This is a genomic window from Roseburia sp. MSJ-14, from assembly GCF_018918225.1.
Taxonomy (GTDB): Bacteria; Bacillota; Clostridia; order Lachnospirales; family Lachnospiraceae; genus Petralouisia.
On record NZ_JAHLQD010000005.1, the window covers coordinates 95,230 to 107,661 of the forward strand.

10 protein-coding genes are annotated in these 12,432 nt (G+C 38.0%); 1 reads left to right on the forward strand and 9 read right to left on the reverse strand.

Annotated elements, in window-relative coordinates; all coding sequences use genetic code 11:
- Window positions 1-117 precede the first annotated feature (117 nt).
- Both purF and KQI83_RS00805 read right to left on the reverse strand, forming a co-directional pair.
- Window positions 118-1,563 carry an amidophosphoribosyltransferase gene (purF, locus tag KQI83_RS00800; protein ID WP_216553957.1) on the reverse strand — a complete coding sequence of 482 codons (1,446 nt, stop codon included), beginning with the start codon at window positions 1,561-1,563 and terminating at the stop codon, window positions 118-120.
- A gap of 17 nt (window positions 1,564-1,580) precedes the next feature.
- Entirely contained in the window at window positions 1,581-2,459 is an 879-nt protein-coding gene (locus KQI83_RS00805; protein WP_216553958.1) for a phosphoribosylaminoimidazolesuccinocarboxamide synthase, read from the reverse strand.
- 277 nt (window positions 2,460-2,736) lie between these two features.
- On the opposite strand from KQI83_RS00805, the gene KQI83_RS00810 reads away from it, so the two are divergent.
- Window positions 2,737-3,084, forward strand: coding sequence for a PilZ domain-containing protein (locus tag KQI83_RS00810; RefSeq protein WP_216553959.1), 348 nt, complete (start codon window positions 2,737-2,739; stop codon window positions 3,082-3,084).
- Between the two features lie 88 nt (window positions 3,085-3,172).
- Here KQI83_RS00810 and gpmI read toward each other — a convergent pair whose 3' ends face one another.
- The 7 genes from gpmI to KQI83_RS00845 all read right to left on the reverse strand — a co-directional run bounded on the left by gpmI (window position 3,173) and on the right by KQI83_RS00845 (window position 12,367).
- Window positions 3,173-4,714, reverse strand: coding sequence for a 2,3-bisphosphoglycerate-independent phosphoglycerate mutase (gene gpmI, locus KQI83_RS00815; protein WP_216553960.1), 1,542 nt, complete (start codon window positions 4,712-4,714; stop codon window positions 3,173-3,175).
- Window positions 4,715-4,789: 75 nt separating this feature from the next.
- Complete coding sequence (locus tag KQI83_RS00820) at window positions 4,790-6,211, reverse strand: CapA family protein (RefSeq protein WP_216553961.1); 1,422 nt, start codon at window positions 6,209-6,211, stop codon at window positions 4,790-4,792.
- Window positions 6,212-6,300: 89 nt separating this feature from the next.
- The gene (gene mgtE / locus KQI83_RS00825) at window positions 6,301-7,734 is read right to left on the reverse strand and encodes a magnesium transporter (protein WP_216553962.1); all 1,434 of its coding nucleotides are present in this window, start codon (window positions 7,732-7,734) and stop codon (window positions 6,301-6,303) included.
- A 569-nt stretch (window positions 7,735-8,303) separates the two neighbouring features.
- On the reverse strand, window positions 8,304-9,338 hold the full coding sequence (locus KQI83_RS00830; RefSeq protein ID WP_216554315.1) for an electron transfer flavoprotein subunit alpha/FixB family protein: 1,035 nt from the start codon (window positions 9,336-9,338) through the stop codon (window positions 8,304-8,306).
- Between the two features lie 25 nt (window positions 9,339-9,363).
- Window positions 9,364-10,149, reverse strand: coding sequence for an electron transfer flavoprotein subunit beta/FixA family protein (locus tag KQI83_RS00835; RefSeq protein WP_216553963.1), 786 nt, complete (start codon window positions 10,147-10,149; stop codon window positions 9,364-9,366).
- Window positions 10,150-10,320: 171 nt separating this feature from the next.
- Window positions 10,321-11,475, reverse strand: coding sequence for an acyl-CoA dehydrogenase (locus KQI83_RS00840; RefSeq protein ID WP_216553964.1), 1,155 nt, complete (start codon window positions 11,473-11,475; stop codon window positions 10,321-10,323).
- Between the two features lie 52 nt (window positions 11,476-11,527).
- Window positions 11,528-12,367 carry a 3-hydroxyacyl-CoA dehydrogenase family protein gene (locus KQI83_RS00845; RefSeq protein ID WP_216553965.1) on the reverse strand — a complete coding sequence of 280 codons (840 nt, stop codon included), beginning with the start codon at window positions 12,365-12,367 and terminating at the stop codon, window positions 11,528-11,530.
- Window positions 12,368-12,432: the final 65 nt, after the last annotated feature.

The window sequence follows — 12,432 nt, forward strand, 5'->3', positions numbered from 1 at the left end:
ACCGCTCATCTCGAATTCGCCCTGCTCATTCTCGTTGTACGTTGCACCTTTAAATATCTTCACAGAAACTTTTCCATGCCAGCATGAAAGTTTCTGCTTCAGCTATTTGCAGTCTGCTTATCGCTCATAATCTCCTCGAATATCGTCTTCTGGTGGAGCCATTGGATATTTTCCATTAAAGCATCCGGTACAGATTGGAAGTCCTTCGGATAATTCTGTCAAACGTTCCAGTCCAAGATATCCTAAGCTGTCTGCTCCGATAATATCACGAATTTCTTCAATTGTACGGTTATATGCGATTAACTGATTTCTCTCCGGAATATCTGTTCCAAAGTAGCATGGCCATAAAAATGGCGGAGAAGAAATTCTTACATGCACTTCTGTTGCTCCTGCTTCACGAAGCATCTTTACGATACGGTCTGAAGTGGTTCCACGCACGATGGAATCGTCTATCATAATGACACGTTTTCCTTTTACAGATTCAGCTAATACGTTTAACTTTATTTTTACACTTGATTCACGATTGCTCTGCTTTGGCTTAATAAATGTACGACCTACATATCCATTTTTTACAAAAGCAGTTCCATATGGGATTCCAGATTCCATTGCATATCCCAATGCTGCTGCATTACCGGATTCTGGTACACCAACTACCAAATCTGCCTCTACCGGTGAATCCATTGCGAGGAAACGACCTGCTTTAATTCTGGAACCATACACACTGACTCCATCAATATGGCTGTCCGGTCTTGCAAAGTAAATGTATTCGAAAATACATCTTGCTTCCTTCTCTTTTGGTAAGCACAAACTTGTATCTGACTGGATTCCTTCCGGTGTAATTGTTACAATTTCTCCCGGAAGTACATCTCTTACATACTCTGCGCCAACAGTGTCAAGCGCACATGTCTCAGATGCCAAAATATAAGCATTATCACGTTTTCCAATGCAAAGCGGTTTGAATCCAAACGGGTCTCTTGCGCCGACTAATTTTCTCGGGCTCATTACTACTAATGAGAATGCTCCCTTGATTTTCTTAATTGCTCGTCCCACTGCTTCTTCGACTGTTTTACTATTCAAACGTTCCCTTGCAATGTGATACGCAATTACTTCTGAATCAATCGTTGTCTGGAAAATAGCTCCTGTATATTCCAAATCATGGCGTAATTCCTTTGCATTAATCAAGTTACCATTATGCGCTAATGCCAAAGTTCCTTTTACATAATTCAATACTAATGGCTGCGCATTCTCTCTGGTAGATGCTCCAGCAGTAGAATAACGTACATGTCCTACTCCGATATCACCCTTCATAGGTTCCAGATTTTCCTGAGTAAATACTTCATTTACCAGTCCCATTCCCTTATGAGAAGTTACTTTTCCTTTTGGACCATTTGTTTCACTTACTGCAATACCACAGCTTTCCTGTCCTCTGTGCTGTAATGCAAACAACCCATAATAAATGGTGGAAGCTACGTCATTTCCATCAAAATCATACATTCCGAAAACGCCACACTCTTCGTGCAATTCGTCTCCTGAAATATTCTTTTCTATCTTATCGTTGTTCATAGATTTCTCCAGTTCTACTATGCAAATTTTTTACCGGTTAACAATTCATATGCTTCTTTATATTTATCAACAGTCTTATCTACTACTTCCTGTGGCAGTAAGTAATCACTATCCGGATTCTGTTTTAACCAATCTCTTACATACTGTTTATCAAAAGATGGCTGTGATTTTCCTGCTTCGTATCCTTCTAATGGCCAGAAACGGGAACTATCTGGTGTAAGCATTTCATCACCCAAAACAACTTTTCCGTTTTCATCTAAACCAAACTCAAACTTTGTATCAGCAATAATGATTCCTTTGCTTAAAGCATATTCTGCACATTTCTTATATAATGCAATTGTACAATCCTTAATCTGCTGTGCATAATCAGCACCTTTTCCCGGATAAATCTTTTCTAATACTTCTACACTTTTTTCAAAAGAAATATTCTCATCATGATCTCCAAGTTCTGCCTTAGTACTTGGTGTGTAAATTGGTTCTGGTAACTTGTCTGATTCCTTTAATCCTTCCGGTAATTTAATTCCACAGACTGTTCCGTTCTCCTGATAGCTTGCCCAGCCGCTTCCTGTAATATATCCACGCACGATACATTCGATTGGAAGCATCTCTAATTTCTTACACATCATACTGTTACCATCAAATCTCTCATTTCTGAAAAATTCCGGCATATCATTCACATCCACGGAAAGCATATGGTTCGGTACAATGTCTTTTGTAAAATCAAACCAAAACTTAGACATTTGTGTAAGGATTGCACCTTTCTTTGTAACTTTATTTTTCAAAATAACATCAAACGCAGAAATTCTATCTGTTGCTACAATAATCAGATTATCTCCATTATCATAAACTTCGCGTACCTTTCCTTCTTTTACTGGTTTAAATTCCTGAATACTCATTGTTATCCTCCATTCTCACTTTCCTGATATTGGCACCTATTCGGTGCATATTTTAACATACGATTTGATTATAATACAGTCACTTTCCCTAAGTCAATGAAATTCCTGCCAGTTCCCCGCTTTCTGATTGTAGAAAATTTTCGTCGTTTCTTTAGATATTTTGTATAATTTAGTTGTTTCATTAGTTGTACTTATAAACATTCTTATCATCTCTTATCTTGACGAAGTGAAAATATTCTGTTAAGGTATGCTTATAAAAATGTAGGAGATGATAGTTATGATTGAAAAAAGAAGAAGTACCAGGGTTCCCATACACCTTACATTAAGTATTTGTGACTTATATAAACAGGATGTTTCCGGAATTCACCAGTTAGATGCGCCAATAGAAGTAACTGACATTTCAGAACATGGCGTAGGATTTACTTCTGAGTGTATTTTACCTTTGGATTACTATTTCAATGCTTCTGTTAACTTTCAAAATGATACCAGCTATACTGCAACACTTCAAATTGTTCGTTGCAATATTATTGATGGCTCTCATTATTCTTACGGTGGAGCATTTATCAATCCTTCACCTGAATTACTTGAAAACATTCGTGACCATGTATCTCTCTACTCAGAATAAAATGTGATATTTTCTATGATAACGATAGGAAAAGACAGTACCTATACCGGCACTGTCTTTTTCTATTTCTAGGGTTTTATTTTTCTTTTTACTTTCTTACTAATAAGGATTTTCCAGTCATTTCTTCCGGCTGTTTCATTCCCATAATCTCAAGCAAAGTTGGAGCTATATCTGCTAAGCATCCACTTTCTCTTAAAGTATATGCCGGGTCATAATTTACTAAGATAAACGGAACCGGATTGGTAGTATGTGCTGTATAGCTTTCTCCTGTTGTATAGTCAATCAACTGTTCTGCATTTCCGTGGTCTGCACAAACAAACATTGTTCCGTCCACTTCTTTTAATGCTGCTACAGCCTTTCCCACACAAGTATCAACTGCTTCTACTGCTGCAATTGCTGCTGCTTCTACTCCGGTATGTCCTACCATATCCGGGTTTGCAAAGTTAATGATAATTACATCATACTTATCGGACTTAATTGCTCCTACTAACTTATCGCAAACTTCATATGCACTCATTTCCGGTTTTAAGTCATAAGTAGCTACTTTTGGAGATTTTACTAAGATTCTGTCTTCTCCCTTATTTGGTTCTTCTACACCACCATTAAAGAAGAATGTAACATGTGCATATTTCTCTGTTTCTGCAATTCTTGCCTGAGTTTTTCCATTGTCTGCAAGAATTTGTCCAAATGTATTCTTTAACTCTACTTTATGGAATGCTACTAATTTATTTGGAATTGTTACATCATACTCAGTAAAGCATACATAAGTAACGTTCTTTCTTGCTCCTCTTTCAAATCCGTCAAAATCATCTGCACAGAAAGCCCTGGTAATTTCTCTTGCACGGTCAGGACGGAAATTGAAGAAGATAACACTATCTTTATCATTTACAGTAGCAACTGGCTGTCCATCTTTTTCGATTACAGTAGGTACTACGAATTCATCTGTAACTTCTTCTGCATAAGAAGCTTCAATTGCCGCTGCGGCACTGGCTGCTTTTTTACCTTCGCCGTTTGCAACTGCCTTGTAAGCAGCTTCTACTCTATCCCAACGATTATCACGATCCATTGCATAGTAACGTCCGATAATGGATGCAATTTCACCTACACCGATTTCTTTCATTTTCTGTTCTAACTCTTCGATAAATCCTTTACCGGAAGTTGGTGCAGTATCACGTCCGTCTAAGAAGCAATGTACATATACTTTTTCAATTCCTTCTTTTTTTGCCATTTCCAATAATCCATATAAATGTGTGTTATGGCTGTGTACACCACCGTCAGATAAAAGACCGAATAAATGAAGTGCGGAATTGTTTTCCTTAACATTCTTCATTCCTGCAAGTAATGCTTCGTTTTTAAAGAAATCTCCATCTTCAATCTCTTTTGTAATTCTGGTTAATTCCTGATAAACAATTCTTCCGGCACCCATATTCAGATGTCCTACTTCAGAGTTACCCATCTGTCCATCCGGAAGTCCTACTGCAAGTCCACTTGCATATCCTTTTACAAATGGATATTCTTTCATCAATGCATCAATATTTGGTGTATTTGCCTCATATACAGCATTTGCCTTATGATTGTCATTTAATCCAAATCCATCCAAAATCATTAATACGGTAGGTTTCTTACTCATAATAGTCTCCTCTTTCTTAAAAAAATTTGTTTATATTTAACCGTTGGAATTACATAATTCCATACGGTACGTTGTCTATTCTTCACTTACATAGCCTTCACTATTCACCTGAACTCCCGGTGCGGAAATCTCTTGCATAAAATCCAAAATGCGCTGTTTTTCCCCTGTTTCTTCCACCAAAGACGTTACACAATCTTGTTGAATACATGGTAAAAACCGAAAATCTATTGCATTAGAATCTGTATGAATAATCACTTGAGATAATCCGGTATCTAACTTCTTGTCGCTAAACCAAAAGTTACCAAGACTATAAATAATGGGCTTTCCTTTATAATAATCAAATCCCTGAAGGCAATGGGTATGTCCACCAATAATCACATCTGCTCCCGCATCTATAAATTGCTGTCCTAAGCTCACCTGATCACTGCCATATTGGTTCGTTCCCTCGGTTCCCCAATGCACAAATGCTATCACATAATCACTGTTCTTGCGTGCCTTTTCGATAACAGAAAGAAACTTATCCGGATTCAAAGTCTTTAACACTCCCGGACTATCCACGGTTGCTTCCTTCGTGTAATTGGTAGAACGTTCAATCTGTGTGGCTGCTACAATGGTAATCTTACGCCCATTCGCAATAAAGGAAACCGGCTGCATTGCCTCTTCTAAATTGCGTCCTGCTCCCACATAAGGCATTCCTGCCTGTTCTAATGTCTCCAAAGTATCTACCAATGCCGTTGGACCATAATCATACACATGATTATTGGCAACAGATACAATGTCTGTCCCTAAAGTTCCTAAAACACTTACCCTTCTGGGATTTGCCCGGAATGTATACGTCTTTCCCGCTAATGGTTCTCCACCGGTACTGTAAGTATACTCATTATTAATCATTAGAATATCGGCACTTCGCATTTCTGTCAACAAAGCCTGGGACATACAATCTTCTATTCCATTGGGCTGTTCATCCATATGCTCTGTGGTAGGCCAATCTTCACATAAATTAATATCACCTGTAAAATCCAAAACCACCTGATTTGGTTCTGCGCATTCTTTCTGATATACCTTTTCCAGCATATAACTTTGAAATCCTGTACATTCACAATATTCAAGCCATAACACATGAATAGACTTTCCTGTAATGGCATACCATTGCTCACAATCCTGTGTCTCTTCCTCTACTGCATCCGCTAACTTATAAACACATTCTTCACCATATGTTCCAGATAACCACAGAAAAAATGATTCGTCTAATAGATATCCACCTATAAATTCCCGATTTGCATCATCTAGAATCTGTTCTATTGCATCGCCTAGGTTATCCGGTTGATTCTCTGCTGTTTCGTCTACTTCACTCTGTTGTACTGTCTCTGAAACCGGCTGTTCTGCCGCTTCTTTTCTCGTTTCATTTGCAACAGTTTCCTTGGTAACCTTCGTACAACTACACAGTATACAACAGAACATGACCAATAAAATCCCGATTTGTCGTCTTTTATTCATGCATGTACCTCATCTTTTGTTGAATGTAACCATTTTCTGAAAATGATTGCTTCGTCACGCGGACTAAGTATAGCATATTTTTAACTTATTTACAACAAATTCAAATGCAGTATATTAATTAGAAATATCCATGCTAATCCATAATATACTACCACACCTACCAGGTCATTTATGGTACTGATTAAAGGCCCTGATGCAATGGCGGGATCCATTTTCATTTTTTTAAACACGATTGGTATCATTGCTCCATTAAATCCGGAAATCATCATAGCTGCTACCAACGCTAAACCAATACATCCTGAAACCGCAAATGCAAATAGTATTGGCTTTCCCTTAACTAACCAAATATATACACCAATAATTCCAAATCCTAAGATTCCAAGTAATACACCGTTTGAAAATCCAATACGCGTTTCCTTCCATACCAGATGTAATTTTTCCTTCATAGAAAGATTTTCATCCATCAATACACGAATCGTTACCGCCAGGGACTGGGTTCCTACATTTCCGGACATTCCAAGAATCAGAGATTGAAATGCCATTACTAATGTTAATTCTGCTACTACTTTTTCAAATATACCTACTACTGCCGAAACACCAAGTCCTAAAAACATTAGTATAATCAGCCATGGGATACGCTTACGAATACTTTGGAATATCGGTTCTTGTATATCTTCTTCCGCAGTAAGACCTCCCAACATGGCATAGTCTTCTCCCATTTCTTCATCTACCACTTCAATCAAATCCTGAGCAGTAATGACACCTAAAATTCGATTGTCATTATCTAACACAGGAATAGAGTCTTCAGAGTAATCTTTCAAATCTTCAATACACTGCTCTACTGTTTCCTTCGCATATACATACGGATAGGACGTACTGATTAAATCTTCTAATTGTGTATAATCTCGGGCAATAATTAAATCTTTTAAATCTATTGCGCCGTAAAATGTACCATCACTTTCTTCCACATAAACAGTTCCGATATTATCATTTTCGGCTGCTTGATCCACCAAGGCTTTCATTGCCTGACGAACTGCTACGCCTCGCTTTATCACGATAAAATTCGTAGTCATATAACTACCAATTTCATCTTCATCATAGGAATGAATCAAGTCAATGTCATGTCGGGATTCCTCATCCAACAATTCAATTAATTCCTGACTTTTTTCTTCCTCCAGTTCATCCAAAACATCTACCGCATCATCCGCATCCATGGATTCAATAATATCCGCTGCTACTTCCGAATCCAATTCATTGATATATGTCTCAACATCTTCTAAATAGGTAAAAATCTCTGATACTGTTTCTTTTCCTAAAATCCGATAGAGTTTTTTACGTTCTTCTGATGTAAGTTCTTCTAATACATCTGCAATATCATTTTCATGATAATCTTCTAACTGTTCCCGTATTTGTGCATCAGATGCATCACTTTTGATGATAGCTTCCAGCTCTTTTGCATAATCTGGCTTTTCCGGCATAATTTCGGATTCATGCCGTATTTCTTTTTCATCTTTGAATTCCATCTTTTTTCCTCCTATATTTTTTCAACCTAGTTGTTCTATAAGGAGCTGCATGATGGACATAACCGCGCTTTATACTGAAAATGCAAAAAGAAAAGACAACCGGATATTGCTGCTTTTCTCTACTCGGTGCCTATGCCCATCGCTTCTACTTCGCCCACAACTATCACAACTGTCCATTCTTTTCACCTCTCTTTTCTTCTCGCAAAATGAGAGACCTATGGTACGTCCATAAGTCTCTATGTATATTTTTAGTATATCACACTTTATTTTAAATAGAAACCGGAAATTTTGTGTTTTTTATATGAATTTATCTTGTGCACTTTACTTCTATCTAATACTTATTTTTTCATAGTTACCACGGTGTGTCACAAATATCTGTACATCACGGCATTCTCAGCCCTACGAGGTGTGCTTTCCTTAGTGGAGCGTTTTTTATGCAATAGGACGCAATTTCCTATTGCATAAAAACAGCCGTCTGTTGCATATCTGCGACAAACGGCTGCCCATTTCACTTACTTATTGATTTTTACTGTTTGTGTTTTTCACTCACAGTCATCTGCTATTGCTTATTATTCTGCCATTTCAGCCTTTAAAGCCTTTGTTAAAGCAGGAACGATCTTGTTCAAATCTCCAACTAAGCCATAATCTGCTACATCAAAGATTGGTGCAGATTCATCTTTGTTGATTGCGATGATAAGATCAGAATCTTCCATACCGGAAACGTGCTGGATTGCTCCAGAAATACCGATTGCGAAGTAAATCTGAGGACGAACTGTTTTACCAGTCTGTCCAACCTGAAGATCTACTGGTAACCAGCCATTTTCAACAGCTGCACGAGAACAGCTTACTGTTCCGCCTAATACATCTGCAAGTTCCTCTAACATCTTGAAGTTTTCTTTAGATCCAACTCCACGACCACCGGATACTAATACTTTTGCATCCATGATGTTTGCAGTATTCTTTACAGCCTTTACAACATTTAAGATTTCAACATATCTGTTGTTTGGTGTAAATCCTGGATTGTATTCGATTACTTCTGCTTTTGCACCTTTTACTGGAGCAATTTTCTGCATAACGCCTGGACGAACAGTTGCCATCTGAGGACGATTGTCTGGGCAAGCGATTGTAGCGATAGTGTTTCCACCGAATGCAGGACGAGTCATCAGTAACTGATTTGGTTTCTGATTTGGACCTGGATTGATTGGGAAGTTACCAATTTCAAGTACTGTACAGTCAGCTGTAAGACCTGTTGCTACTCTTGCAGAAACAGTAGGACCAAGGTCACGACCAATTGCAGTTGCACCAACTAACATGATTTCTGGTTTATATTCATTGATAACAGATGCAAGTGCATGTGCGTATGGCTCTGTTCTGTAATCTTTTAATTCTGGGTCATCAACAACGATAACCTTATCTGCTCCGTACTCAGCTAATTCATCAACAAGACCTTTTACTCCAGATCCTACTAATACTGCTGTTACGTCTGTATTTAAATCTTTTGCTAAGTCTTTACCTTTTCCAAGCAATTCAAATGCAACGCCATCTAAAACGTTGTCTACCTGCTGTGCAAAGACAAATACTCCTTTATATGCTTCTAAACCCATCTTGTTCACCACTCTTCCTTATATACTAGATAATATGTTTCTCTTTGAATTTTCCAACTAAAGCGTTAACTAATTCTTCTGGAGAATCACCTGCTAACATCTCTCCAGCTCCCTTTGGAACTTTATCAGATGCTTTTGCAATCTTTGTTGGAGATCCTTTCAGACCAAGGTTTGCATCATCAACATCCTTTAAGTCTGCTCTTCCCCATACGGTTACTTCTTTATCATATGCATCAAAGATTCCGCCTGGAGTCATGTAACGTGGCTCGTTTAATTCAGATAATGCTGTAATTAAGCAAGGCATTTTTGCTTTTAACTCATGATATCTGTCTTCATACTGACGCTGTACAATAACAGAATCTCCTTCTACTTTAATATCTTGTGCATAAGAAATTACTGGAAGTCCAAGATGTTCAGCAATCTGAGGTCCTACCTGAGCAGTATCTCCATCGATTGCCTGACGTCCTGTGATAACTAAATCATATTCAAGATTTCTGATTGCACCAGCGATTGTAGTAGATGTAGCCCATGTATCTGCTCCACCTAATACTCTATCTGTTACAAGAATTCCTTTATCTGCACCCATTGCTAATGCTTCACGAAGAACTTCATCAGCCTTTGGAAGACCCATGGTAAGTACAGTTACTTCTGCACCGTACTGATCTTTTAATCTAAGTGCTGCTTCCAAACCAGCTTTATCATCTGGGTTCATAATAGTAAGCATTGCAGCTCTATTCAAAGTACCGTCTGGATTAAATTTAACTCCGCCTTTTGTATCTGGTACCTGTTTTACACATACAACTATTTTCACGGTATTTCACTCCTTGTTTTTATTTTTTATTGTTTGCTTAGTAATAAGCAAAACCTTCGCAAACACTTCGTGTTTCCTCAGGCGCGTTGCGCTTTGAATGTCACCCTAAAATATTCGCTCATGCAAGCATGACTCATATTTTATTGCTCCATTCTCTTTTGCTTATCGCGACTATTTTAATAATGCACCAGAGATAACCATACGCTGAACTTCAGAAGTTCCTTCGTAGATTTCAGTAATCTTAGCATCACGCATCATACGCTCTACATCGTATTCTCTGATATATCCGTATCCACCAAATAACTGAACAACCTCTGTTGTTACAGCCATTGCAGTTTCAGCTGCGAATAATTTAGCTTTTGCAGCTTCTACAGAATATACTTTCTGAGTAGCTTTTGCCATAGCAGCTTTGTATACTAATAACTGTGCAGCTTCAATTCTTGCAGCCATATCAGCTAACTTGAACTGTGTATTCTGCTGCTGAGCGATAGAACGTCCAAACTGTTTTCTTTCTTTTGTATATTCGATTGCTCTTTCTAATGCACCTTCTGCAATACCAAGTGCCTGAGATGCAATACCGATACGTCCACCATCCAAAGTATGCATAGCGATTGGGAATCCTTTTCCTTCTGGTCCTAATAATGCATCTTTTGGAATTCTGCAGTCTTCGAAAATCAATTCATATGTAGAAGAACCACGGATACCCATCTTCTTTTCTTTTGTTCCGAAGGAGAATCCTGGAGCTCCCTTTTCTACGATAAATGCGGAGAAGTTCTTTTTCTTTCTTCCTCTCTTATCTTCTGTAACACTTGTAATTGCGATTACGATATAAACGTCTGCAACTTTACCATTTGTGATAAAGCACTTAGATCCGTTTAATACCCATTCATCACCATCTAATACAGCCTTAGTCTGGCAACCCTGAGCATCTGTACCAGCACCTGGTTCTGTTAAACCGAATGCGCCAAGTTTTTCACCTTTTGCAAGAGGTACTACATATTTCTGTTTCTGTTCTTCTGTACCATAAGTCATAATTGGGTCAATGCAAAGAGATGTATGTGCAGATACAATAACACCTGTTGTAGCACACACTTTAGATAACTCTTCTACGCACATAACGTATGTTAAAGGATCACATCCCTGTCCGCCATATTCTTTTGGCACTGGAATTCCCATAAAGCCGTATTTTGCCATTTTATCAACGGTTCCCTGTGGGAAAACTTCTGTTTCATCAACTTCCTGTGCGAGAGGCTTTACTTCTGTTTCAGCGAAGTCTCTGAACAGAGTTCTCGCCATTTCATGTTTTTTATCTAAAGAAAAATCCATGATTTTAACACTCCTTTATTCTAATTTATTATTTTAACCTAAGTTTTGCAGATTACTTAGAGTAATCGTAGAATCCGATTCCAGTCTTCTGTCCTAATTTACCTGCACGAACCATTTTCTTAAGAAGTGGATGTGGACGGTATTTTGGATCACCTGTTTCATCATATAATACGTTCATGATTGCAAGACAAATATCAAGTCCTACTAAATCACCTAATGCTAAAGGTCCCATTGGATGGTTAGCACCTAATTTCATAGCTGTATCGATACCTTCAACAGAAGCTACTCCGTCAGCGTAAATACCAACTGCTTCGTTAATCATTGGGATTAAGATTCTGTTTACTACGAATCCTGCTGCTTCGTTTACTTCTACTGGAGTTTTTCCAATTTCTTCAGCAATCTTAACGATTTTAGCTTTCATATCGTCTGGTGTGTTTTCACCTTTGATAACTTCTACTAATTTCATAACTGGAGCCGGGTTGAAGAAATGCATACCGATAACTGGTCTGTCAAGTCCTGCACCAATTTCTGTAATAGAAAGAGAGGATGTATTTGTTGCAAACATACAATCTTTCTTTACGATATCCTGTAATTCTTTGAATGTCTGTTTTTTAACATCCATTACTTCCAAAGCTGCTTCTACTACTAAATCACAGTCAGTACAGATTTCTTTTGTTCCTGTTGTAATCTTAGCTAAGATTGCATCTGCTGCTGCCTGATCCATTTTTCCTTTTGCAATTCTCTTTTCGAATCCTTTTGCAATTTTCTTTTTACCATTTGCTGCGAATTCATCATTAATATCACACAAGAATACTTCATATCCTTCTGTCTGTGCGAATGCCTGTGCAATTCCGGAACCCATGGTTCCTGCTCCAATAATACCAACTTTCATCTTGTTGATTCCTCCTTATTGTTTTATAACTTGAGCAGGTGTCCAAAAGGGCACCTGCGTTATTA

Coding starts and splice junctions, on each gene's coding strand:
- KQI83_RS00810 (WP_216553959.1), top strand. CDS start 2,737: ATGATTGAAAAAAGAAGAAGTACCAGGGTTCCCATACACCTTACATTA.
- KQI83_RS00805 (WP_216553958.1), bottom strand. CDS start 2,459: ATGAGTATTCAGGAATTTAAACCAGTAAAAGAAGGAAAGGTACGCGAA.
- KQI83_RS00820 (WP_216553961.1), bottom strand. CDS start 6,211: ATGAATAAAAGACGACAAATCGGGATTTTATTGGTCATGTTCTGTTGT.
- KQI83_RS00845 (WP_216553965.1), bottom strand. CDS start 12,367: ATGAAAGTTGGTATTATTGGAGCAGGAACCATGGGTTCCGGAATTGCA.
- mgtE (WP_216553962.1), bottom strand. CDS start 7,734: ATGGAATTCAAAGATGAAAAAGAAATACGGCATGAATCCGAAATTATG.
- KQI83_RS00830 (WP_216554315.1), bottom strand. CDS start 9,338: ATGGGTTTAGAAGCATATAAAGGAGTATTTGTCTTTGCACAGCAGGTA.
- gpmI (WP_216553960.1), bottom strand. CDS start 4,714: ATGAGTAAGAAACCTACCGTATTAATGATTTTGGATGGATTTGGATTA.
- purF (WP_216553957.1), bottom strand. CDS start 1,563: ATGAACAACGATAAGATAGAAAAGAATATTTCAGGAGACGAATTGCAC.
- KQI83_RS00840 (WP_216553964.1), bottom strand. CDS start 11,475: ATGGATTTTTCTTTAGATAAAAAACATGAAATGGCGAGAACTCTGTTC.